Origin of the sequence: Micromonospora sp. M61, from assembly GCF_018070245.1 — a bacterium.
Lineage (GTDB): Bacteria > Actinomycetota > Actinomycetes > Mycobacteriales > Micromonosporaceae > Micromonospora > Micromonospora zamorensis.
The window spans coordinates 1-23,342 of sequence record NZ_JAGPYA010000049.1; the positions used below are offsets into that span (position 1 = coordinate 1).

Consider the following 23,342-nt stretch of genomic DNA (forward strand, 5'->3'; position numbering starts at 1 on the left):
CTACACCTCTGGGCCTGCCACGGCGGCGCACGGCCGACCTGGCAGACGATGCGCGATGCGGCGCTAGTTGCGCGTGCTCCACTGCTGGTTGGCGCCGCCGTGGCAGGCCCAGAGGTGTAGTTGCGTCCCATTGGCCGTGCCGGAACCGACGGCGTCGAGGCAGAGCCCTGACTGGACGCCGGTGATGGTGCCGTTGGAGTTCACGTTCCACTGCTGGTTCGGTTGACCGTTGCAGTCCCAGATGAGGACAGCGGTGCCGTTGCTGCTGCCTGCCCCGCTGGCATCCAGGCACTTGTTGCCGTAGACGGTCAGGGTGCGGTTGGCGGTATGGGTCCAGCGCTGGTTGGTGCCACCGTGACAGTCCCAGAGTTGCGGACGGGCGCCGTTGCTGGTGCTGGAGTTGGGTATGTCGATGCATCGACCGGACTGGCTACCCGCGATCAGCACGTTCTGCTGGCCCGGCGGCGGGGTCGATGGTGGCGGAGTGGTGGGCGGCACGGTGGAGCCGAACTGGGTGAAGAACCGCCACACCTCCTGCTTGACCCAGCTCCGCGCGCCGCTCTCACAGCCGGCGCACCCGTCCACCGGACCTTGCTGGTGGCCGCCGTCGAACGCGGCCCAGACCACCGGGTATCCGGCCTGGCAGGAGTATGCGGTGGTGATGTGGGTCCGGCTGCCCGCCGCTGGTTCGGGCGGGTTCTGCGCGGCGCAACCGTTGTTGCGGACGAACCTGTCGCGCAGCGACCGCCCGCTCGGGATGTTGTCGTTGATGCCGTGAATCCCCAGGTACGCCACCGGCTGGGTGCCGCCGCTGCATCCGCTGATCGCCCCCGGGGCCGCGATTGCCGCGACCGCGCGGAACACTGTCGGTCGGGAACACGCCAACGAGTAGCTCATCGCGCCGCCGTAGCTGAACCCGACCGAGAAACGTTGCGTGGTGTCGACGCAGAGAGCGTTCTCGATGACGCGGATCATGTCGTCGGTGAAGGTCACGTCCTCGCCGTTGGAGTTGCCCCAGCCGTTGTTGAGGCCCTGCGGGGCGACGAAGATGGTGCTGTTGTTCGCCTGGGAGAGCATGCCGTAGTAGGCCCAGGCGGCTCCGTCGGTTCCACCCGACGCAACCTGGTTGGCGGTGCCGCCAAGCCAGTGGAACCCGAAGGCCAGCCGGTGGGCATAGGTGTTGTCGTAGCTGTCGGGCAGCCGAAGGATGAAGCTGCGGCTCTTCCCGCTGCTCTGGATGGTGTGGGTGCCGCTGTTCAGTCCGGGCGCCTTGCCGCACCCGGCGGTCGCTGCGGCGGCTGCGACATTCGCGGCGGACGCAGTGGTGCTCAAGCCACCGGCCAGCGCCGCCGCGCCCACGGCCACGACGACTGTCGCCGTCGCAAGAAAACCAAGAATGGGTCTGCGTTTTGTCATGATGGGGCTCCTGCCACTCGGCACGAAATGGTTGGACGAGGTCCTCGGCACCCGGCCGGCTCATGGACACAGGTCCCCGCCACTGGTCCCGCCGCCCACGCGGGACCAATCGGTCATCGAATCGATGTTGCCCACGCCGCGCGCCCGAGCACCACATGACCGATCGTCAGCGGCGCCGCAGCACCTGGCTCGACGTCGAATCGATTCGCTCCGACGCTAGATTGCACAGTGAAAGATGTCAATGCCATGTCCGGCGGGTTGCGGCCTGATCAGGTGCTCGTGAGGTCGGCCGCGCCGAAGGAGACCGCGAACCGCTTGCACCAGATGGAGACGCTGCGGAAGTCGCGCGGGTCGACCGAGGCTGGTAGCTCGTACACCTGGTTGCCCTTGTTGCCTTTGAGCTTTGCCAGCTCGACCCATTCGCCGTCGTCGAACACCCGCCAGCCGGCCGTGCCCCGGGTGACCGGTTGGTCGGTCAGCCACACCCGCAGGTCCGGCCCGTTCGACGTCTTCAGGTCCTTCACGACGAGCTGGTGGCGCCCGTTGGCGAGCCGGACGATCTCGGCGCTGCCGGTCGTCTCGTGCTCATGGGTGACGAACTTGCCCGCAGCCAGGATCTCGTTGACCGCAGGGGCGGTGGCCGATGCCGTGGGGGACTGGGGCGTGGACATCGGCGTCGTGGCGGCCGGTGTCACCCCGGCGGGAGGAAGCGCTTCGTCGACGTACGTGTCGGTGAACAGCTTCCACGGCTGGAACCAGTAGGCGGCCAGGACCGCCACGACCACAACGGTCGCGAGACCAGCCAACGCCACCGGCGACCGGAAGATCGATGCCCTCATTCCCGGAGCGTACGACCGCCGCGACCGTCGAACTGGCCGCGAACCCTTTCGGATCTCTTACGACTCTTCACGGTCGAGGGCGCAGTCGTCGTCTGAACCCGGCCAGGAGTAGGTCATCTGTCGGGGGATCCCGTGATTACGGCCGCTGGCGGAAGCTGATGCGCATCAGCCGACTGTCGGCCCAATCTTCGAGCCGAGTCGGCCGGATGGTCCCGGGGTCGTGGGGCTGATTGAGATCCGCGACGATCTCCGCCAGTACGGCCTGACGTTCGGCTGGGTCGGTGACCGGCGTGGCCCGTGCGGGCAGATCTGCGCGGATCCCCTGCTTGAGGTGGAAAGTGAAGGTCGGATTGGCGAGAAGGTTCGCATGCCAGTCGGTAGCGGCCCCGCCAGCGCCGCTACACAGGTAGGTGGTGCCCGCAGCACGGTAGAAGAAGATCTCGATGCGGCGTGGTCGGCCGGTGCGGCGCCCCAGCGTCGTGATGTCGATGATCCGTTCGCTGGTGCCCGCGGCGGGTGTGATCTGAATGGCTCTCCGGATGGGAGCGGGCAGGTGGGACAGAGACGCGTCCCCTGCGGAGTCGTTCCATCCGGTCGTGTCCGGAGTGCTCATGCGGTCTCGTTCTGGAGGGCGGGGCCGAGGAGGAGGCCGCCGTCGATGACGTACTCCGAACCGGTGATGAACGAGGCGTCCGATGACGTGAGGAACAGGAGAAGCCGAGTGACGTCGGTCGGTTCCCCAAGCCGGGGGATGGCGAACGGGTCGGGTGAGTAGAAGTCGGCGATTGCCATGGTGGCGCCAGCTGCTGGTTCCTGGATGAAGGGGGTCGCGATCACGCCGGGGTGGATGGTGTTCACACGGATGTGGTCGCGGCCGAGCTCGAGCGCCGCCGTTCGTGTGAGACCACGCACGGCCCACTTGCTGGCGACGTACGGCGCATAGTGCGCCGTGCCGCCCAGGCCCATCGTCGAGGCGATGTTGACGATGGTTCCCCCTGCCGCTCGGCGCAGAGCGGGGGCGGCGACCTTGATGCCGAGGAAGGTCCCTGTGAGGTTGATGTCGAGGATGCGCGACCACGTGGCCTGGTCCGTGTTCTCGATCGGCGCCGGCGGGTTCTGGACGCCTGCGTTGTTGACGAGCACGTTCAGGGCGCCGAATGTGCTTTCGGCGGCCTGCACAGCGGCGGACCACGAGCTTTCGTCGGTGACGTCGAGGCGGGTGAAGCGAGCACGGGTCCCGAGCTCGTCGGCGAGAGCGGCGCCGCGTTCGGCGTCGATGTCGCCGATCACCACGTTCGCTCCCTCCGCGTGAAAGGCGCGTACGTGGCTGGAGCCCTGGCCGCCGGTCCCACCGGTCACGAGCACGGTCTGGTTCTCGAAGCGGTTCATCGGATGTTCCTTCGGTACAGGGGTGACCGACCGGGAACGCCGGCCGATGGTGAGTCGAGCGACTCACCACTGCCCCTGACACTAGGTCGGCGGCAGTGGTGAGTCAAGCCACTCACCTCGTATGCTCGGTCCATGAGCAGGGTCGTGACGACGTATCACCAGCGTGTAGCCCAGGAGAAACGCGCGCTGATCGTGACCGCCGCGACGGCACTGTTCCTCGAGTTGGGCTACGACCGGACGTCGCTGGCGCAGATCGCAGAGCGCTCGGGCGTTTCGCGGGCCACCTTGTTCAAGCAGTTTCCGAGCAAGGCTGCCCTGTTCGACGCCATCGTCACCGAGTCTTGGGCAACAGCTGACGAAGAGGAGCCTCCGCCGGCGGGCAACCTCGTCGACGGGCTCAGAACCATCGGTCGCCGCTACGCCGAGCTGTTGAGCCAGCCCCGGATGACCGACCTGTTCCGAATCGTCATCGCCGAGCTGCCGCGATTCCCCGAACTGGCCCACGCGCAGTTCTCGCACGGGAAGATGCCCTACTTCGAGTCCGTACGCGGGTACCTCCTGGCCGAGCACGAGGCGGGAACGGCGCGCGTCGAGGACGTGGAGCTCGCAGCCACCCAGTTCCTGGGCATGATCTCCAACTACGTCTTCTGGCCAACCCTTCTCGTGCCGGGCTGGGAGGTGAGCGCCGAACGCGTCGCTCAAGTGGTCGACGAGGCCGTCCGCACCATTGCCGCCCGGTATGCCGCGACTGGACCAGACACGTCCACCACCGACTGACCCCGCCACCCGCAGGCCCAGGCGCGCGACCACACCCTCGTCTGTGAAGAGCCCGACTACCGCGTGATTATCAGCTGCCCGAGTTCCTGGGTGCATCGGGTGAGCGCGACGTAGAGCCCGTTCCAGCCGCGCGGTTCGGCGGCGATGCCCTGGGGATCGATCAGTAGCGTCACGTCCCATTCCAGTCCCTTGGACTGGGTCGCGGTGAGCACTGGCACATCACTCAGCACGGCCCGGAGTTCGGCGACGCGGTCGGCGGGGGCGATGACGCCGACCATGCCGCCCTGCCATCGTTGCTGGAGCTGTCGCACTGCCTGGGCGGCGGCGCCGGCAAGCTCGGCGGGGGTGATCGTGAGCTCCCAGGGGGCGATGCCGGAGGATCGCACCGCCCGTGGCGGCGCGTTGTGGCTGCCAGCCTTCTTCAAGACCGGTTCGGTGAGGTCCATGACCTCACGCGGGGTCCGGTAGCAGATGGTCAGTTCCGCGGCGGTCCAGCGGTCTCCGAAAGCAGCCTGCACCGCCTGCGCCCAGCTGGTGTGCCGGTGCGCTGCCTCGGCCTGGTCGATGTCGCCCACGGCCGTGATGGAGCGACTGGGGCAGCGCCGCAGGACCATCTGCCACTGCATCTCGGACAACTCCTGCGCCTCGTCGACGACGACGTGGCCGTACACCCAGCCGCGCTGCCGGCGAGCGTGGTCGGCGACGAACTCGCCCTGTGGTTGCGGGGCGTCGACGTCGCCGAGCAGGTCGGCGAGGGCGTCGAGCAGGGGAATGTCGCTCGATGCCCATGGGACCGGCTCGGCCGCGACGGCGGTGAGCTCCTCCGGCGACAGTTGCGGGGCGATCCGGGCCAGCAGGGCGCGGTCGCTCAGGAGGTCACCCAGCAGGGTTTCGGCGTCGAGGGTGGTCCACAATGCCTCGACGAACCGGGCGATGGTGGCGTCCTCGGCGATACGAGTATGCAGGTGTTCGATCTCTTCCTCGGAGAGCAGCCCGTCGACGTCGCTGCCCGTGGACGTCCGGAGGGGACGGTGGTCATGTTCCATCCCCTTGTCGACGCGGGCGAGGATGTCCTCGAAGCCCTCCTCCATCTCGTTCATCAACGTCTCGCGCTGCTCGGCGACGGCGTCGGCGAGGAGGTGGTGCAACTGCTCGGCGAACGCCGCGCGAGCCCGGTGGTAGGGGCGTCCCTGCACCGCCGAGGCGAGCGCCTGCGCCACCGTCGCGGCGTCGATGACGTAGAAATCGCCCTCCCAGCGCAGCTTCAGCTCACGGGGTCGGGGGAGCAGCGACGCGACGTAGCCCTCGAGCGCGGGCTGCCAGAGGGCGCGGCCCTTGATTTCGGCGAGAAGCCGGCTCTCGTCGCGGCCCACGCGGATGTCGGCCAGCAGGGTGTCGCAGGTCGCCGAGACGACGGCGGTCTCACCGAGGGCGGGTAGCACCTGGCCGATGTACTGGAGGAAACGCGGCGAGGGGCCGAGGACCAGGACCGCCTGCTCGGCCATCTTTCGGTAGGTGAACAGCAGGTAGGCGACGCGGTGCAGCGCAACCACGGTCTTGCCGGTGCCGGGACCGCCCTGAACGACCAGCGGGCCGGTCGCCCTGGCCCGGACGATGTCGTCCTGTTCGCGTTGCAGCGTGGAGATCGCCGTCGACATGACACCGGTGCGCCGCTGGTCGAGGGCGGCCAGGAGGGCGCCCTCACCGACGAGTTCGGCCGTCATGCTCCCGTCCAGCGGCTCGTCGTCCACCCCGACGACGGTCGACCCGTTCGTGCGTACGTGACGCCGTCGTGCCTGACCCTGGGGGTCGACGGCCGTCGCGGTGTAGAACGGCCGGGCTGCGGGAGCGCGCCAATCCACCAGCAGTGGCTCACTGTCCTCGACGTCGTCGCGGAGACCGACACGGCCCACGTGTCGCACGGTGCCATCAAGGCCGTCGAGGCGACCGAAGACCAGCCCCTCCCGAGCTCGTTGCAGCTCTTCGTACTGCTGGCGGAGCATGCGCTGCCGGGCATGTTCCAACGCGTCCAGGGCCTCCGACGAGAGCTCGACCTCCAGGTGCTCGGTCAGCCTGTCGCGCCGGGCCGTGGCCATGTCGAGGAACGCCTGTTCCTCGGCGATGGCAGATTGGCGGGCGACGCCCTCCGGGGTGGAGGTCGGCTGTTCACCGCCCGGTGCTACTACGCTGGCATCGGCAGTGCCGTTGTTCAGGGCAGAATTCCGGCGCATTCGCAAATCCTCGTATGGGTGTTCCCCTCGGCCCCGGATGAGCCGCAGTGCATTCCGCCGGCAAGCATAGGGAGCGTTTCTCTCGTCGGCCAGGAACTCCGCCGACCGAGATGGGAGTCTCAACGCCTTGCAGTTCCGGGTCGCTTGTGGCCTCACCCAATCGTGATTTTCTTATTGACAGCTCCGGCAATATCTGATCTGCGGCTGCATTTCCACCAGCCACGGTCTCCGTGGTGATGGTCCGGACCCAGAAGCGGACCGTCAGGTCGCAGCCGGCCGGCACCGTGACGGTGCTGCGCAGTAGGTCCGTGCCCGTCAAGCCCATCCCAGCGCCGGGTCCGCACGGCCGACCGGAGCGTGCCCGTGCTACCGGCGACGCCGGGCGTTGGCCTCGGCGTCGAGCAGATCGTTGAGTGTCAGCGCTGAGTTGATCAAAGAAAGATGGCTGAACGCCTGAGGATAGTTGCCGATCTGCTCCCCGGTCGCGGCGATCTCTTCGGCATAGAGGCCGAGGTGGTTGCTGAAAGTGAACATCTTCTCGAACGTGAGTCGGGCGTCGTCCAGGCGGCCGGAACGGGCCAACGCCTCCACGTACCAGAAGGTGCACATGTTGAAGGTGCCCTCGTGGCCGGGGAGACCGTCGGGGGAGTGGACCGGGTCGTACCGGTGCACCAGGCTGTCGGAGACCAGTTCGCGCTCGATCGCGTGCAGGGTCGACTGCCACAGCGGGTCGCTCGGCGTGACGAAACCGACTGACGGCATGGCGAGCAGCGCCGCGTCCAGCACGGACTCGTCGTACGCCTGCACGAAGGTGCCGCGCTCCCGGTTGTATCCGCGGGCCATGACCTGGTCGTAGATGCGGTTGCGTTGCTCCGTCCAGCAGGTCATGTCCCCCGGGCGGCCGGTGCGGGTGGCCAGCCGGATGGCGCGGTCCAGCGCGACCCAGGACATCACCCGACCGAAGGTGTAGTTGCGGGGGTGGTGGCGGCTCTCCCAGATGCCGGCGTCCGGCTGGTCCCAGTTGTGGCAGAGCCAGTCGACGAGCCGGACGGTGCTCTTCCACACCTGGTGCGAGACGCGGATGCCCTGCTCGTCGGCGAGGTGCATGGCGTAGAGCGCCTCGCCGTGGATGTCGAGCTGGATCTGGTCGGCGGCGCCGTTGCCGATCCGCACCGGCCGCGAGCCCCGGTAGCCCTCCAGATGGTCCAGCACCTCCTCGTGCAGGTCGGAGGAGCCGTCCACCCGGTACATGATCTTCAGAGGATCCTGGTGCTCGCCGGCCTCGCGGATCCGCTCGTCCAACCAGTTCATGTACCGGCTGACCTCCTCGGTGAAGCCGAGGCCGAGCAGCGCGTGCACCGAGAACGACGTGTCACGTACCCAGGTGTAGCGGTAGTCCCAGTTGCGGGTTCCGCCGACCAGTTCGGGTAGCGCGGCGGTGGGGGCGGCGATCATCGCGCCGGTCGGCGCGTACGTCATGAGTTTCAGCGTGATGGCGGAGCGCTCGACCATCTCCCGCCAGCGGCCGGTGTAGCTGGAGCGCTCGAGCCAGCGCCGCCAGTAGTCCTGGGTCCACTCGAACATGCCCTGGACCTCTTCCGGCGAGAAGATGCGCGGCTCGGTGCCGGCCGTCTCCAGGACCACGCCGCCGGTGTCACCCTCGTTGAGCGTGCCGTACGCGATCAGGTCGCCGCCCTCGAGGCGGACGTCGCCGTGTTCGGCGAGCAGCCGCCGCACCGGGTCGACCGGGTTGAACGTCATCGTCATCGACCGGCTGCGGAAGAGGTAGCCATTGGGGTGGCGTTCCAGCTGGTGCTCTTCGCGGGCGTAGTCGAACCGCGGCCGGCACTCCACCCGGAAGCGCATGCTCCCCCGGACCATGTTGACGATGCGGACCAGGCGGTGCGCGTCGGTGGCCCGCTCGCCGGTGACCGGCATGAAGTCCATCACCTCGGCCACCCCGTCGGCGCTGATGAACCGGGTGATCAGGATGGGCGTGCCGGGCAGATAGAGCTGCTTGGTCACGTACCGCGTGTCGTGCGGCGCGATCTGGAAGTAGCCGCCCTTCTCCTTGTCCAGCAGCCCGGCGAAGACGCTCGGCGAGTCGAAGCGCGGCGCGCAGAACCAGTCGACCGTCCCGTCGCACGTCACCAGCGCGGCGGTCTGCAGGTCGCCGATGAGTCCGTGATCCTCGATCGCCGGATAGCTGTCCACGTCTCTCCCCGGTTCGGCTGCGTCCTGCGCATCGAATCTAGGGGGAGAATTGCCGAGTTAGGTGCGATTCGCGTTCAGCCACCCTGTCGCGTACCCCGAGGTGCCTCGACAGCCCGGCCGGCACCTCGCCCAGCCCACCCGGTCGCGTGGATTGCCGGCATCACCGCCAGCCGAGCTCGCGCCCGCCGTCGGACAACCTTCTGAAGGCGGATGCCCCGCCGTACCCCCCAAGGTCAACGTCGACCTGGCTGGTGCGGAACGATGGCACCGTGTCCATGGAACGCGTAGAAGCTCCAGCCACCCTGTTGACCTGGCTCGCAGACCGTCCCAAGTGGGAGGCGGCAACCGGCTACCACCCGGCTGGTTGGGAATCCTCGACCTGGATTCTCCATGCGATGTACGAGAACCCGCGCTTCGCGGGTCTGGGCACCCACGACGAGCTGCATCGACACGGGCGCGAATCTGGCGACCTCGCGCCGCTGATCGTCGGAGACATCAACCTCGACGAGGGAACCACAGAAACCGGCATACCCCTGGGCTTCGTCGTCCGACCGCGGGACCCCTGGCGGCGGGTGCTCTGGTCGCAGCATCTGACCGGGGAGCGGGGGCAGGCACCAGATCGACGCTACCCTCCATGCCACCGCTGGTTTCCCCATAACAGTTGGCCCGTTGCCGTCCAGCCGCCGCCCGAAGGTTCCCTCGACGAGGAGAGCCTGGATGCCTTGCTGGATGCCCTGTGCCGACACTCGGCCGCCGGCCCGAGCACTGACTGCGTCGCTTTCTACGCCTCCTTGCCGGCCAACGACTTCGACAACCTCCACGTGTGGCGCGGCCCGTTGTCAGCAGTCCCCGGACTGCTCAAAGAACGCGGAGGGCCCTACCCGTTCTCACCGACGAATCTGTGGCCCACGGATCGGTCCTGGTTCATCTGGACCGACTACGACCTGCAGGGCACCAGGATCAGCGGATCCAGGTCCCTGATCGAGGCGGTCAGGAGCCACCCCGCTCTCGAGACGGTGGACTGGTCAGGCCAACTCGGCTGATTCTCTGCGACCCCCGGGCACTGTCAGTTGAAAGGCAGATCTGGCGAAAGGGATCGATACCAGAGACAGGGGGCACAGCAGAGGAGTACGACGAGTGCCATGATGGCGATCAGAGCAATCCCGCTGAGGCTGCCGATGGCGAACAGGCGCCCGAGCAATCGACTCCCGCCGCCCGCTTCGTCCGCGTCTGCGGCCATGACGCTCCCATGATCAGCAGTGCTGGCGGATCAATCTACCTTTCGAGGCAGACGGTGACCTTCTGGCGGCTGCACCGTCCGAGTCTCGAGGCGACGGTTCATCACTTCGCCCCTGCGGTGGAGATCGTAGACCTCGGCTGATGGCTCTGGCTTACGAGCCTGAGGGCTGGGTTCGATCGGGCTGGAGACGCGACGGTCAGGTCTGCTCGGCCGTGGTCGGTAGCACCGCGATCAGGTCGAGCACCTGGGCGGCCTGGGTTGGCCCGAAGGCGTCGGTGAGGATGGCCGTGAACGCCTCCTCACCGAGCCCGGCCCGCAGTTCGCGCAGCGCGTTCAGGTCGAGCGCCGCGTTCCTCGACCCGATCTGCCGGTCGATGGCCAGTGCCTCGACGATCAGTGGGATGCCCTCCGCGGGGTGGCCCTGCTTGACCCGCAGCTGCCCGATCGCCACCTGGTCCAGTGCCACCTCCTCCCAGTTGCCCTGCTCGCGGTCGATCCGCAGGCAGGTCCGGTAGCACCGCTCGGCCAGGGCCTGGTCGCCGCGCAGGCCGGCCACACGGCCGAGGTGGAAGGTGCTGTTGGAGACGCCCGACTGGTTCCCCAGCCGTTCCTTGATCGCGATGGAGCGGCGGTAGAACCTGTCCGCGCCGGCGAGGTCCTCCTGCTCCTCGCAGACCCGGCCGAGCTGGTGCAGGACGATGGCCTGGTTGGGCTCGTGGCGCAGCGCGCGGTAGACCTCCAGCGCCTGCTCGTAGCGGGACCGGGCCTCGGCCAGCTGGCGGGTTTCCAGTGCCACCATGCCGAGGTCCTCGTGGCATTTGGCGATCCCCGCCCGGTAGCCGGCGGTGGCGCAGATCGGCAGTGCCCGGAGAAGGCACATCCGGGCGGTGCCGAACTCGCCCGCCTGGGCGGCGGCGATGGCGAGCAGGACGTATCCGCTGCCGAGCGGGGTCGGGTGGTCATCGGGAAACCGGAACCGAAGGTACGCCTCGACCCGCTCGGCCCGGTGGGCCGCCTGCGCCGGGTCGAGGTGCCGGGCCAGCAGGTCGGCGAAGGCCGCCGCGCCCAGTTCCAGGCGCTGCACGGCCAGCCACTCCAGGGCCGACGGGTGCGGTGGCCCGTCGTTCCCGCCCATCACGCTCAGGGTGTGCGGCACCGCCTCGACGGCCCGCCCGAGGACCGTCCGCACCTGGCCGAGCAGGTCGTCGCAGCGGCGCAGCAGCGGGTCCTCGCCGAGCGCCGCGACGATCGTCCGGGCGCGGGCGAAGCAGCTCTCGGCGAATTCGAGGTCGCCGAGGTCCCGGGAGAGGTGACCGAGCAGCAAGGTGCACTCCGCGATGCGGCCGTTGCTGCCGACCTCTTCGAAGATCTCCAGGGCGGCCCGGACCCGGGACTCGGCGATGTCGTACGCGAAGCGGGCGAGGGCGATCCGCCCGAGCATCACCAGCCCGCTGCCCTGCTCGACCCGGACGCCCATCCGCGCGTAGGTGGTGATCGACACCTGGATGCACTGCTCCGCCTTCACGAGGTCCCGGGCTTCGAAGGCGAGCATGCCGATCTGGTGGTGGCTCGCGGCGATCCCGTCCAGGTCGTCGAGTTCCCGGGCGATCGTCAACTCTTCCAGGTAACGCGCCATGGCCAACTCGACGTCGCCGTCGCCCCGGGCGATGCCGGCGAGCTGGTGCAGGGTTCGGGAGGCAGCCCCGCGGTCGCCGAGCCGACTCAGGATCGTCAACGCCTCCTGGTACAGCCGGTCCGCTGTCGCCCGGTCGCCCCGGTTGTCGGCGACCAGGCCCAACTGGTGCAGGAGCTTGCCGACCCCGCTGTCGTCACCGAGGTCCCGATAGACGGCCAGCGCCGCCTGGTAGCGCTCCGTCGCCTGCGGGTACTCGCCCCGGTTGAGGTGTACGTCGCCCAGCCCCTTGAGGAAGCTCGCCGCGAGCGCCGAGCCGGGCGGCGCCATCGGCAGGAGCTCTCGCCAGATCTTCTCCTCCCAGGCCCAGTGCCCGGCCGCGTGCAGCACCTGGCAGGCCCGCTCGGAGTAGGTGATGGCCTGCTCGGTGTCACCCGCCGCCAGGTGGTGGTACCGCGCCTCGACGACCTGCCGGATGAAGGTGTGCTGGTCTGCGGCGTTTCGGGCCCGCCAGCCCCAGTAACGGCCCGCCCGGCGGTGTGACTCGGTGACCGCGTCGCGGCCGGCGACGCGCAGCAGGCTCGTCGCCGTCCACCGGTGCACCAGGTGGCCACCGGTCACCGGGGCCAGCAGCCCCAGGTGCGACAGGGTCGCGACCGCTTCGGCCAGCCCCGCCGACTCCGGCGGCGGGTCGTCGCCGTTCGCCGGGTCGGCGAGTTGCCAGGAGAGCCCGGTCCGGTCCACCGGGGTGCGGTAAACCGCCGCGCCGAGCAGCAACCGGCGGGCCGCCGGGACGGCCTCCAGGTGGGCGAGCAGCCGGGGCAGCAGCACGTCCTCGGCGGCCAGCGCGCCGGCCTCGGCCAGCGGCGCGCCGACGCCGGTCGCCCTGGCGTCGTCGCTGCCGCCGCCTGCCGCCAGTCGACTGGTCACCTCGCCGGCTCGGGCGCTGCCGTCGCGCAGCAGACCGTCGAGGTATTCCAGCGCGCGCGGGTGGCCGCCCAGCCGGTGCCACATCCGCTGCTGTTCCGCCGGAGCCAGCCGGCCGACGCCCGGTAGCCGCCAGAGCAGCTTGCGGGTCTCCTGCCAGGAGAGCGGACCAAGGTGGTGGGGCTCGATGTCGGCGACCGGGAACGGGTGCCGGCTGGTCACGACCAGCTCGTGCCGGGTCGCCCAGTCGGCGAGGAACGCGGCCAGGTCCCCGTCGGCCAGCTGGTGCTCGGCGTCCAGGGCGTCCTCGGCGTTGTCCAGGACGAGCAGCAGCGGCGTGCCGCTGGCGCCACTCGCCGCGAGCCGTCGACGCCAGGCCTGGCCGGGCTCGGCGAGGGCGACGAGGAGTTGTCGCAGCGGGTCGTCCGGTGCGGTCGCCGGCCGGGCACATCGGATCTCCACCTGACGGCGGAGCTCGTCGAGGATCCCGTCGACAGTGGCGTCGCCGCTGGTCGCCACGACGATGCCGCCCGCGTCGGCAAACCGCTGTGCGAGTTCGGCGGCGAGGCTCGTCTTGCCGATTCCGCCGATGCCGTGCACGAGGACCCGTAGCCTGCCCCGGGACAGCCGGCGCAGGATCTCCCGCCGGCCCACGAAGTCCGTCGGCGCGCGTACCACGCCGTCCCCGACGACCGACTGGCCCGGCGGCGCGGCGACGGCCCCGCCGACCCGCCCGCCGGCCAACCGCAGCGCGGGGTCGGCCAGGAACAGCGTCGGCATCCACCACTCGGCGGAGGTCGGCGCCAGCTCTCGGCGGACGACGGAGACCTCCGCCAGGAGTTCCGGCTCGCCCCGGGCGGCCAACCGCTCGTAGAGCCGGGCGCAGAACTCGATGGTGTACGCGTCGCTGACTGTTCCGTTCATCGCCAGGACCGCCGGCGCGCCCCGGGCCAGCAACGCGCCGGCCAGCCCGGGCAGCTCCCGCTGACCCTGGCGGGCGGTCGAGCAGCCGGCGAGCACGATCAACGGTACGGTCCGGCCCGGCGGCAGCACCTCGGTCAGGAACCGCGCGGCGTCCACCCGGTCCTCCGCGCCGGTGGGGGTTTCCAGCAGCAGTGCGCCGGGACGCGCGTGGCAGGAGACGTGCAGGACGTGGAACGGCTCCTCGGCGAGAGCGGCGCGGATCGCGGCGGCGCTGCCCCACTCCAGGACTCGCACCCGCACTCCGTGGCGGTGCCCGGGTTCCACCGCGCCGAGGATCCGGCCTAGCTCCCGCTCGTGGTCGAGCAGCGGCTGGTTGGAGTCGTCCGGGCTCGCGATCGCCGCCAGCATCCGCAGCGGGCCGTCCACCCGGGCCGCAGACACCGCTGCCCGGGGGCCGGTCCGGCACACGTCGACGTCGGGGCGCAGCGCCAGCGGCAGGTCCTCGCCCGGCGGCACCAGGGTTTCCCACGGCAGGTCGGCCAGCGCCGGATCGGTGACCTCGATGCCGAGGCGGTGCCGGCCGGGCCGGGCCAGCTCCGCGCGTAGGGCCGCGCCGGGAGCGCCGAGGAAGCGGTGGCCGAGCGCGGCGCCGACCTCGTACGACAGCTCCACCGAGGGGTCGCCGCGTAGCCGCCAGAGCAGGTCGGCGGTGCGTTGGTCGGCCCGGCCCACCGGGTGTCGCCAGCGTTCACCCCGCGCAGCCATGACCACGTCGGTCGCGCTGACGGTCAACCGGATCACAGACGCTCCCCGCGGTCGCCGGTAGACGACCCGATGCCGGGGCGCATTGCCGGACTGACCGATACTGTATCCATGGCTGACGATTCTGAGGAGCTCGCGCAGGTCAACGCCGTGCGGATCAACGATGTCGGCGAGATGGAGTTCTTCGACGGCCAGCGTTGGGTGCCGTACACCGATCTGCCCGACGACGAGACCGGCCCGCTGGGTGTCGTCTTCCGCCGCGACAACAACCAATGATCGGGGAGCCGCCGACGGGCGGCGGAGGGCTGGACGCGCTCCCGTCCCCGTTGGACTCGGTCGCGGACAGCCGGGCGGCGGCGCGCTGGATCATCTCCTCGGCCGGGGCGGTGGGCGCGCTGCTGCTCGGCGCTGGCCCGCTCATCGCCGCCGGCAAGGTCACCGACTGGGTCCACGCGACGTGGGCGGGCGGCGGTCTGCTGGTGTCGCTGCTCGGTGTGGCCTGGGCGATCTGGCGAACCAGCGAGGTGCTCGTCCCGCCGATGACCACCCCGGGGTCACTCACCGGGCCGGAGCTGCGCGGGCTGCGCGAGCGGCTGCAGGCCGAGCCCTGGTACCACTTCGGGGGGTACGCCGACGACATCGACGGCCTGCTGCGGCACCGCCGGATTGCTGCCGCGATCACCGGCCGCCTGCCGACGGCCCCGCCGGAGGAGCGGGCGGCACTGCGAGAAGGCCTCGCCGTCGCGCGTCGCAACATCGTTCGGACCGACCCGTACCTGCGGTGGCTGCTCACCACCGCGCACGCCTGGCAGGTCCGGGAGATGTTGCGCCAGGCCCGCCGACAGACCTTCCTGGCCTCCGCGCTGGTGGTGGTCGGTGCGGTGGTGTTCATCGCCGCGACCGCCGGATAGCGCGATTTCCGTGATGTCCGAATGCATCCACTTGGTGCAGCCGTGAGATCGTGCTGGCGACGAGGCGGTCAGCCGCCGGGTTGGCGGGAGTGGTGAAGCTGGAGACCGTCGATCGGAGGGTGCCGGCGTTGCGCTACCGTCAGGGTGCCCACACCGGCGTCGAGTAGCCCGCGTCCGTCGGCTGTCGATGATCCGCACTGCCCAAGAACCCAGGGAGATACCGATGCCGGAGCCTGAGCCCGTCGAAGACGCCCACGCGGCGGACGCCGACACCTCAACCACGGACGAGACCGACCAGCCTGCCGTTCCCTCGAATCGGGCTGCCCGTCGCGCGAAGGGCAAGGCCGTCTCGCCTCAACCGCACGGAAAGGGCCAGCACCTCGGCGGCCGGGGCTCGGTCCAGAGCCCGCGCCAGTACGGTAATCGCCGAAGCGGCTGATCGCCGTCCCAGGTCCCGCGCGTATCAGTCGGCGGGCTGTGGGAGGGCAACCTCGCGCGGCGGTGGTGGGCGCCTGCGACGGTAGCCGCCGCGCCGACGTACTGGTCCAGGTCTGACGCCGCTGTGGCATGAGCAGGCCGTCGAGGACTTCACCGACGCCCTGACCGGCTACACCATCGTGGAAGCGGACTCGCACGACGAGGCAGTTCAGATCTTCTCCGGGCACCCGCACCTGAGGCTGTTCGCCGGAAACTCGATCGCCGTCCTGGAGTGTCCCTCTCCGCCCAGCTGATGCCCCGGCTGACGAGTTGTCTGTGAGCGGACTGGCGCTGTTTTCCAGGCCGGTGGCTCGGAGCCGTGATTGTCCGGTCTGAGCCGTGAAGAGACGTTTCGGGTCGCAGGCCGTGGCCAACATGGGGGCCCTCCGCAGGCGTTGGCTTTAGCGCAGGAGTCCCCCTATGGTGGAGGCATGCCGTCGGTGACTTTCTGCTCGTCTGTCGTCACTGCGCTGGCAGCGCTTGGCGCTGCTCGCGCAGCGACGCAGCGACGCCTGACGGTTGGGATGCGCGTGCCGGTTGTCCGCGCGCTGCACATCGCGCCCTCGCACAAGCTGTCGAGCCCGCCGCCAATCGGCCGAGACCCTCCCGCGGAATCGTTGCATCCCAGAACGACCGCAGGGCGAAGCCATTCGAGCTTCGGCCCTTTTTCTTTTTCCCTGGAGAGGTAGACCATGAGCGTCGATCATCGTGCTGTTGATCAGAGCTGGCTGGCTGATCTGCGAGCGTCCCTGGCGGACGACTTCGCCGCACAAACGGCTCGGCTGCGGGAACTGACCGAGCTCAACGCGGACACCGGCGACCCCAGCGAGGCGCACAACCAGGCTGCGCTGCTGCTGGCCACCCGCCGCAACATCGAGCAGATCACCGGTGCTCTGGGCCGGATCAGCGAAGGCACCTACGGTGCCTGCCAGAAGTGCGGCCAGAACATCCCGGCCGAGCGGCTCGAGGTTCTCCCACACGCGCGCTTCTGCGTGCCGTGCCAGGAGAAGCACAACAAGTGACGCCCCGTGTGGCTGCCGCGCCGCTGCACGGCAGCCACACACCGGCGATCAGAGCCTGACCTCGCAGGGTACGGGCGGAGCCCAGCACAACCGACAGAGGCGTCACATGCGCGTTTACGCGGTCGGGTCCCAGTCTGCGAGCTGCTCCATCGGCTCGGTGTCGCCGCTGGTCTCCAGGCCGTCGAGCGGGAGGCGCTCGTAGAAGTAGAGGATCATTTCGCTCGCTGTGCCTCGCATCGCCATGTCGCCCGGCTCCGCGTCGGCGGCGAGGTCGTCGCAGCGGACACCGTCGGCGTTGAGGGTCAGGCGCCAGGAGCGGCCCTCGGTCGCGTGCAGGTCGATGGTCGCCGGCTTGAAGGGCCAGGGGACGGTCGTCGCCGAGACGGTCGTCAGGAACTCGTCGACGCCCTCGACCGCGACGTCCGTCGGAAGCGGCTGCGCGGCCCCCTGGGTGAGCTGGGCGTCGTAGGTGTGGACCGCCATCTCCTGGATCTGGTGCCGGGCCACGGCTCCGCTGGTCTGCGGGGCCTGCGAGCGGCCCCACCAGGTCCAGCAGCCGCGGTCCGGGCCGGCCTCGCGCATCGCGGCGAGCATGAGCTCGGTCGACTCGGCGAGCCAGGCGTCCAGGGCTTCGCGGTCGCGAGGCGCGGTCGGGGCGCCCTTCGGGTCCGTCCTCGCCGGGGGCTCAGCGCCCGGGCCCGCCGCGATGATGGCGGCCTGGCGGCGGCGGCCGTCGCCGATGTGCTGCGCCAGTTCGCGGAGCGTCCAGTCCGGGCAGGCCGGGACCTGGACGTCAAGGTCCGGGGCGGATGCGATCGCGGCGCGGAACGCGGCCGAGCGGTCGTCGATCAACCGCAGGACCTCGGGGAACTCCACAGTGTTCTGCACCTCGGTTGTGTATCACTGCGCTCCAGCCGCCGGATAGCGAATTTGTCGGACGAACGCGCCGACACCCGGGCGGGGCGCCGGCGCCGAACGCGGGCGCGAACGTCGACCATGTCGTGCGTCACGTCGATCTCATGTCACGGACACGTCGGCAGCTTGCGTCTGGTGGTCGTCGGCGCGAGGAAAGAGGCGAAACGATGAGCACAGAGCACGAGGTCGGGACGGCGGCTGAGCACCGGGTGGTGATTCTGGGGGCGGGGTACGCGGGGATGGCCGCGACGATCCAGCTCGCGGCGCGGGTCAGGCGCCGCGACGGTGTGCGGGTGACCCTGGTGAACGCGCAGGAGCGGTTCACCGAGCGCCTGCGGCTGCACATGACGGCGACCGGGCAGCGGCTCGCCGAGATGAGCATCCCGGAGCTGCTGGAGGGTACGGGCGCGCAGTTCGTGCGCGGCTGGGTGACGGCGTTGGACGCGGATGCGAAGACCGTGCGGCTCGACGACGACCGGGTGCTGCACTACGACACGCTGGTGTACGGGTTGGGCAGTGTGGCCGACACGGCGGCGGTGCCGGGTGTCGAGGACTACGCGTACACGCTGAACAGCGTCCAGGACGCCGAGTTGCTGGCTGACCGGCTGGCGCGGCTCGGCAGCGGCACGGTGGTGGTCGGTGGCAGTGGGTTGACCGGCGTCGAGTCGGCTGCGGAGATCGCCGAGCGGCACCCGGAGCTGAACGTCGTGCTCCTGGGTCGGCAGGAACCCGGCGCGACCATGATCCCGAAAGTCAGGGCGCACCTGCGGTCCGCGCTTGAGCGCCTGGGCGTCCGGGTGCGCAGCGGGGTCGAGGTGGTGAAGGTGCTGCCCGGTTCGGTCGAGTTGGCCGGCGGGGAGACCATGGCCGCCGACGTCGTGGTGTGGACGAGTGGCACGCGCGTGTCGCCGCTGGCTGCGGCAGCCGGTCTGGCCGTCGAGGAGCGCGGCCGGATCGTCACCGACCCCGCGCTGCGGTCGGTGTCGCACCCCGACGTGTACGCGGTGGGCGACGCCGCCGCGATCCGTCAGAGTTACGGCGTCATGCACGGCACCTGCCAGGGTGGCATGCCGACCGGGGTGCACGCTGCGGTGGCGATCGTCCGCGCGCTCAAGGGTAAGAAGGCGAAGCCTTTCCGCTTCGGCTATTACCACACGCCGGTGAGTCTGGGACGGCACGATGCGGTCGTCCAGTTCACCCACCCCGACGACAGTCCTCGACGGATGTATCTGACCGGCCGCAGAGCGGCCTGGTACAAGGAGACGGTGAGTGCTTCGCCCTGGCCGACGTACGGCCGCATGAAGAGGATGCCCGCCGCGGGCGCGTTCTGGCCCCGCGGTGGCCGCTTCACCCGGGTCCGGGACGCGCGGTGACCCATCCGTTCCGGGAGCTCGACCAGCGGGTCTACAACGAGCATCGCAACCTGCTGTTCTCGGTGGCCTACCGTATTCTCGGCACGGCGGCCGACGCCGAGGACGCGGTCCAGGACGCCTGGATCAAGTGGTCGGCCGCCGACCGCGCGCAGGTGGCCGACCCCAGGGCCTATCTGACGCGGATCGTGTCGAACCTGGCGATGGACCGGCTGCGCTCCACACGGCACAAGCGCGAGACGTACGTCGGGCCGTGGCTCCCGGAGCCGATTCTCACCACCGGGGACACCGCCGACGCCGTCACGACCGCCGAGTCCGTCTCGATGGCCATGCTGGTGGTGCTGGAAACACTGAGTCCGTTGGAGCGGGCGGTGTTCGTACTGAAGGAGGTCTTCGACCTCAGCCACGCCGAGATCGCGGAGGCGGTGGACCGTTCCGAGGCCGCGGTGCGCCAGGCCGCGCACCGCGCTCGCGAGCACGTTCGGGCCCGGCGGCCACGCTTCGTCGCGGACCGCTCGCGGCAGCACGAGGTCACCAGACGGTTCTTCGCCGCCGCGACCGGTGGCGACATCAACGCCCTCATGGAGCTGCTGTCTCCGGACGTCGCACTGTGGACCGACGGTGGTGGCAAGGTCCGCCAGGCCATGCGGCCGGTGGTGGGGGCACAGACGGTGGCCGCCTGGTTCGCAGCCATCGGCACCGTCACCTACCAGGGCGTCGAGCCCGCCGACATGAGCGCCGAGCTGGTCGAGATCAATGGCGGGCTGGGCATGGTGTTCCGCGGTCCGGGTCGTGTGGTCGCCACCGTCACCGTCGAGGTCGACGCCGGCGGCCGCATCATCGCCATCCACAACGTCGCCAACCCGGACAAACTCCGGGCCATCGCCGAAGGCGCCAGGCGCGACGTCCGTACACGCTGAGCCGCGGGTGACGGCCCTCGCGGCCGGGACCGGGTCGATGCCTGACCAGACGGTACGTGGGCGCAGGTTTGCGGGACGGGCGGCTCGGATACTCGTCGCCCATGTTTGACGCTTTCACCGACGAGAGGGTCGACGTCGGGGAGGTGGAACTCCGTGTCCGGCATGCCGGGCAGGGACCCCCGGTGCTCCTCATCCACGGGCATCCGCGCACCGGGTCGACGTGGCACCGGGTGGCACCGCGGTTGGTGGACCGGGGCTTTACCGTCGTCTGCCCTGACATGCGCGGCTACGGGCGGTCCGGCAAGGCGAAGATCCTCCCGGACCACTCGCAGCAGTCCAAACGGGCGGTCGCGGGGGACCTGGTCCGACTGATGGACATCCTGGGTCATCCGACGTTCGCCGCGGTCGGCCATGACCGTGGTTGCTACGTGGCGTTGCGCCTGGCACTGGACCACCCGGACGTGGTCAGCCGGCTCGTGGTTCTCGATGGCGTGCCCATCAGTGAGGCCCTCGCCAGGTGCGACGCGCGATTCGCCCACGACTGGTACCACTGGTTCTTCTTCGCGCAGCCCGACAAGCCGGAGCGGGCCATCGCCGTCGATCCCGATGCCTGGTACGGCAACAAGGCCCAGCCGCAGAGCATGGGGGCCGAGAATTACGAGGAGTTCCGGGAGGCCATCCACGACCCGGCCACGGTCCGGGCGATGCTGGAGGACTACCGCGCCGGCCTGGGTGTCGACCGGGAGCACGAGGAAGCCGACCGGCGTGCCGGTCGCACAGTCCGCTGTCCGACGCTGTTTCTCTGGTCGACCCGTGACGACATGGAGGACCTGTACGGTGATCCGCTCGCTGTCTGGCGGCCCTGGGCCGACGATCTGCGCGGTCACCCGATCGAGTCCGGGCATCACGTCGCCGAGGAGAACCCCGACGACCTCACGGCGGCGCTGCACGGCTTCCTCGCGTGACCATCTCCTCGGCCCGTAGGCCCGAGTGCTGATCCTGTACGGGGCCGACCCAGTTCGACGGGGCACGCGGGGCGATGGGTATCGCCCCGCATGCCCTCGACGTCAGCCGGCGACGGAGCGGAAGACCGGGTAGTAGCCGCTGGACTGGCCGGCCGCGGTCGGGTGGTAGGAGATGCCGAGGTTGACGAAGTTCAGGGCGTGCAACCACTTGTCGCCGTAGCTGCACAGTTGGTGCCCGACGAACTGCGACCGGACGTCGGCGAAGGTGAAGCCGGCGGCCTGGGCGGCGCTTCGGGTGAGGTCGTTCACCAGGTTGATGCCCTCGTTGATCTTCGCTCGCGAGGTGGCGCTGAGCCCGACACACGTCGTGCCCAGTTGGTAGAAGACCGGGTAGCCGACGACCACCACCCGGGCTGACGGCGCACGGGTGCGGATTCCGTTGTAGACGGTGCGCAGCAGGTTGGTGAGGTCGGCCCGCGCCTTGTCCTCGGCGGTCTGCACGGCGGCCACGCAGTCGTTGGTCCCGTAGAGCACGCAGGTGGTCATGATGTTGGCGAACCCGACATCGTTGCCGCCGACTGTGACGCTGACCAGGGTCGTGGTGGTGCTGAGCGCGCTGAGCTGCGTGTTGTTCACGCTGGCGGTGGTGGCACCGGAGCAGGCAACCGAACGGTACGACGCCGGTCGCACGTTGGTGGCGTACAACGCAGGGTAGGCGTTGGTGCTGCGCTGGCAGGAGCCACTCTCGGCGGTGTAGCTGCCGGCACCCACCCCCGAAGAGTAGGAGTCGCCGAGGGCGACGTAGTGGTCGCTGGGAGCGGCCTCGGCGGGCGCTGCCAGGGTGAGGGTGGCGGCCAGGGCCGTCGCCAGGCTCAGGGTGAGGGTTGCCAGACGGGATTTCCGCACGTCGCGCTCCAGTGGGGGTGGGAGATTCGGTGTGACATAGATATCACTGGATATCGATGTTGGGAAGATCCCTAAAAAGGGTCCTGGGGTGTTACGCGGCCGTCAGGGGTTCGGGGGCCGCGCTGGCACACTGGCGGACATGGTGGACTGGCATACGCAGGCCGAGGTGGGTGACGACGTCATCCGGATCTCGGAGCCGCACGTCAACGAGCTGCTGTCCGCGAACTTCTGGTGGCTGCGCAGCACTGATCGAGACCTGGTGATCGACGCCGGGCTCGGTGTCGTCCCCCTGCGCGAGGCGATCCCGCGCCTGTTCCACCGCGATCCGATGGTCCTGCTCACCCACGCGCACCTGGATCATGTCGGTGGAGCAGCCGAGTTCGCCGACCGGGCCGCCCACCCCGCCGAGGCCGAGGTCCTCGTGGCGGGCGTACCGGCGAGCCTGTACGGCGCGGAGCTCTACGACAAACTCGGGATCGACCCGGCGGGAGAGCCCGTCCCGGAGCTCATGCTCGACGCCCTGCCCAGTCCCGGCTACGACCCGGCCAGCTACCGCATCGCACCCATGGCCCTGAACCGGATGGTCGACGACGGCGACCGGATCGACCTGGGCGGGCGGGTGCTGACCGTGCTGCACCTTCCCGGTCACACACCGGGCAGCATCGCCCTGCTGGAGGAGCGCACCGGGACCCTGTATTCCGGCGACATCATCTACGACGGTGCCTTGATCGACGATCTGCCGAACTCGGACGTGGCTGCCTACCGGCGAAGCATGCAGATGCTCGCCGACCTCGACGTGTCCGTCGTCCATCCCGGCCACGGGCACAGCTTCGACAGGGCACGGCTTCGCCAGTTGGCCGACACGTACCTGCGCAGGAGAGCCTCAGGTTGAGTCGTACCCGGTGCTCAGCAGGCGGCGCGGCTTCTTCAGGCGTCACGCTGCGACCGCTACCGCCTCTGGTTCATCCGGAGGTGGAGAAGGTGAGGAAGGTGTCGGGAGGCCGGCTTTCGGGAGTGGGACCGTCGTGGGTCTTCCACGTGTCCCCGACGACCTGGGTCGCTACCTGCGACCAGAACGCTTCGACGCCGGGGTTGTAGCGCTGGAAGCCGATGCTCCACCGCCCCGGGAACAGGGCGATGATTCGAACGGCAGCGGCGCGACCGACGCCTGTGCGACGCAGCGCGCGGACGATGAAGAAACTCGTGATGGACGTGCCGCCGTCCTCAGTTGGGGTCGTCATCGCAAAGCCCGCTGTCCGGCCGGCCGCAGCGATCAACCACGCGCGGCGCTGCGGGTCGACACCGGCGAGGAACCGGTCCAGCGGCCGGTCGTTGAACGTGCCGTCGTCGTTCGGGAGGTGACCGTAAGCCTCTGACAGATCATGACGGTATAACTGACCCAGATTGCCGAGCACCGCCCGATGTGAACGGTCGACCGGAATGAGGGCGACGGGATGCGACGGCGGGCGGGGCGGAATCGCGGCTTCCCAGGGCACCCGGCCAG

At 69.6% G+C, this 23,342-nt stretch carries 19 protein-coding genes; 9 read left to right on the forward strand and 10 right to left on the reverse strand.

Annotated elements, in window-relative coordinates:
* Positions 1 to 63: 63 nt before the first annotated feature.
* The 4 genes from KBX34_RS24365 to KBX34_RS24380 all read right to left on the reverse strand — a co-directional run bounded on the left by KBX34_RS24365 (position 64) and on the right by KBX34_RS24380 (position 3,644).
* Positions 64 to 1,416: a ricin-type beta-trefoil lectin domain protein gene (locus tag KBX34_RS24365; protein WP_210927114.1), complete on the reverse strand. Its 1,353-nt coding sequence runs from the start codon at positions 1,414 to 1,416 to the stop codon at positions 64 to 66.
* Between the two features lie 269 nt (positions 1,417 to 1,685).
* Positions 1,686 to 2,255, reverse strand: coding sequence for a DM13 domain-containing protein (locus KBX34_RS24370; protein WP_210927116.1), 570 nt, complete (start codon positions 2,253 to 2,255; stop codon positions 1,686 to 1,688).
* Between the two features lie 136 nt (positions 2,256 to 2,391).
* Positions 2,392 to 2,868, reverse strand: coding sequence for a nitroreductase/quinone reductase family protein (locus tag KBX34_RS24375; RefSeq protein ID WP_210792700.1), 477 nt, complete (start codon positions 2,866 to 2,868; stop codon positions 2,392 to 2,394).
* The gene (locus KBX34_RS24380; protein ID WP_210927118.1) at positions 2,865 to 3,644 is read right to left on the reverse strand and encodes a glucose 1-dehydrogenase; all 780 of its coding nucleotides are present in this window, start codon (positions 3,642 to 3,644) and stop codon (positions 2,865 to 2,867) included. The genes KBX34_RS24375 and KBX34_RS24380 overlap by 4 nt, the downstream gene beginning before the upstream one ends.
* 132 nt (positions 3,645 to 3,776) lie before the next feature.
* On the opposite strand from KBX34_RS24380, the gene KBX34_RS24385 reads away from it, so the two are divergent.
* Positions 3,777 to 4,421 (forward strand): TetR/AcrR family transcriptional regulator, encoded by a 645-nt coding sequence (locus KBX34_RS24385; protein WP_088947668.1) that lies wholly within the window; start codon positions 3,777 to 3,779, stop codon positions 4,419 to 4,421.
* 56 nt (positions 4,422 to 4,477) lie between these two features.
* On the opposite strand, the gene KBX34_RS24390 is transcribed toward KBX34_RS24385, so the two are convergent.
* Both KBX34_RS24390 and KBX34_RS24395 read right to left on the reverse strand, forming a co-directional pair.
* A complete protein-coding gene (locus KBX34_RS24390) occupies positions 4,478 to 6,652 on the reverse strand; it encodes a UvrD-helicase domain-containing protein (RefSeq protein ID WP_210927120.1) in 2,175 nt (724 codons plus the stop codon).
* Between the two features lie 366 nt (positions 6,653 to 7,018).
* Positions 7,019 to 8,866 (reverse strand): glycoside hydrolase family 15 protein, encoded by a 1,848-nt coding sequence (locus tag KBX34_RS24395; RefSeq protein WP_210927122.1) that lies wholly within the window; start codon positions 8,864 to 8,866, stop codon positions 7,019 to 7,021.
* Positions 8,867 to 9,135: 269 nt separating this feature from the next.
* Here KBX34_RS24395 and KBX34_RS24400 point away from each other — a divergent pair, with 269 nt between their 5' ends.
* Positions 9,136 to 9,909 carry a hypothetical protein gene (locus KBX34_RS24400; protein WP_210927124.1) on the forward strand — a complete coding sequence of 258 codons (774 nt, stop codon included), beginning with the start codon at positions 9,136 to 9,138 and terminating at the stop codon, positions 9,907 to 9,909.
* A 393-nt stretch (positions 9,910 to 10,302) separates the two neighbouring features.
* On the opposite strand, the gene KBX34_RS24405 is transcribed toward KBX34_RS24400, so the two are convergent.
* Positions 10,303 to 14,391, reverse strand: a complete 4,089-nt coding sequence (locus KBX34_RS24405) for a tetratricopeptide repeat protein (protein WP_210927126.1) — start codon at positions 14,389 to 14,391, stop codon at positions 10,303 to 10,305.
* A 72-nt stretch (positions 14,392 to 14,463) separates the two neighbouring features.
* Between KBX34_RS24405 and KBX34_RS24410 the strand changes: the two genes are divergently transcribed.
* The 3 genes from KBX34_RS24410 (at position 14,464) to KBX34_RS24420 (ending at position 16,762) form a co-directional block, all read left to right on the forward strand.
* Positions 14,464 to 14,628: a hypothetical protein gene (locus KBX34_RS24410; protein ID WP_210792706.1), complete on the forward strand. Its 165-nt coding sequence runs from the start codon at positions 14,464 to 14,466 to the stop codon at positions 14,626 to 14,628.
* Positions 14,625 to 15,263 carry a hypothetical protein gene (locus KBX34_RS24415; protein ID WP_210792707.1) on the forward strand — a complete coding sequence of 213 codons (639 nt, stop codon included), beginning with the start codon at positions 14,625 to 14,627 and terminating at the stop codon, positions 15,261 to 15,263. The genes KBX34_RS24410 and KBX34_RS24415 overlap by 4 nt, the downstream gene beginning before the upstream one ends.
* A gap of 1,169 nt (positions 15,264 to 16,432) precedes the next feature.
* Positions 16,433 to 16,762, forward strand: a complete 330-nt coding sequence (locus tag KBX34_RS24420) for a TraR/DksA C4-type zinc finger protein (protein WP_210792708.1) — start codon at positions 16,433 to 16,435, stop codon at positions 16,760 to 16,762.
* A 114-nt stretch (positions 16,763 to 16,876) separates the two neighbouring features.
* Here the strand turns inward: KBX34_RS24420 and KBX34_RS24425 are convergent, their stop codons facing one another.
* Complete coding sequence (locus tag KBX34_RS24425; RefSeq protein ID WP_210927128.1) at positions 16,877 to 17,650, reverse strand: maleylpyruvate isomerase N-terminal domain-containing protein; 774 nt, start codon at positions 17,648 to 17,650, stop codon at positions 16,877 to 16,879.
* 194 nt (positions 17,651 to 17,844) lie between these two features.
* Between KBX34_RS24425 and KBX34_RS24430 the strand changes: the two genes are divergently transcribed.
* From KBX34_RS24430 to KBX34_RS24440, 3 genes are all read left to right on the forward strand, one after another.
* On the forward strand, positions 17,845 to 19,050 hold the full coding sequence (locus tag KBX34_RS24430; protein ID WP_210927130.1) for an NAD(P)/FAD-dependent oxidoreductase: 1,206 nt from the start codon (positions 17,845 to 17,847) through the stop codon (positions 19,048 to 19,050).
* A complete protein-coding gene (locus tag KBX34_RS24435; RefSeq protein WP_210927132.1) occupies positions 19,047 to 19,967 on the forward strand; it encodes an RNA polymerase sigma-70 factor in 921 nt (306 codons plus the stop codon). Before KBX34_RS24430 ends, KBX34_RS24435 begins: the two co-directional genes overlap by 4 nt.
* Before the next feature lie 101 nt (positions 19,968 to 20,068).
* Positions 20,069 to 20,932, forward strand: coding sequence for an alpha/beta fold hydrolase (locus tag KBX34_RS24440; protein WP_210927133.1), 864 nt, complete (start codon positions 20,069 to 20,071; stop codon positions 20,930 to 20,932).
* Between the two features lie 102 nt (positions 20,933 to 21,034).
* Here KBX34_RS24440 and KBX34_RS24445 read toward each other — a convergent pair whose 3' ends face one another.
* Complete coding sequence (locus KBX34_RS24445; RefSeq protein WP_088947677.1) at positions 21,035 to 21,838, reverse strand: SGNH/GDSL hydrolase family protein; 804 nt, start codon at positions 21,836 to 21,838, stop codon at positions 21,035 to 21,037.
* A 139-nt stretch (positions 21,839 to 21,977) separates the two neighbouring features.
* On the opposite strand from KBX34_RS24445, the gene KBX34_RS24450 reads away from it, so the two are divergent.
* Entirely contained in the window at positions 21,978 to 22,730 is a 753-nt protein-coding gene (locus KBX34_RS24450) for an MBL fold metallo-hydrolase (protein ID WP_210927135.1), read from the forward strand.
* A gap of 70 nt (positions 22,731 to 22,800) precedes the next feature.
* On the opposite strand, the gene KBX34_RS24455 is transcribed toward KBX34_RS24450, so the two are convergent.
* Positions 22,801 to 23,334 (reverse strand): hypothetical protein, encoded by a 534-nt coding sequence (locus tag KBX34_RS24455; protein WP_210792714.1) that lies wholly within the window; start codon positions 23,332 to 23,334, stop codon positions 22,801 to 22,803.
* Positions 23,335 to 23,342: the final 8 nt, after the last annotated feature.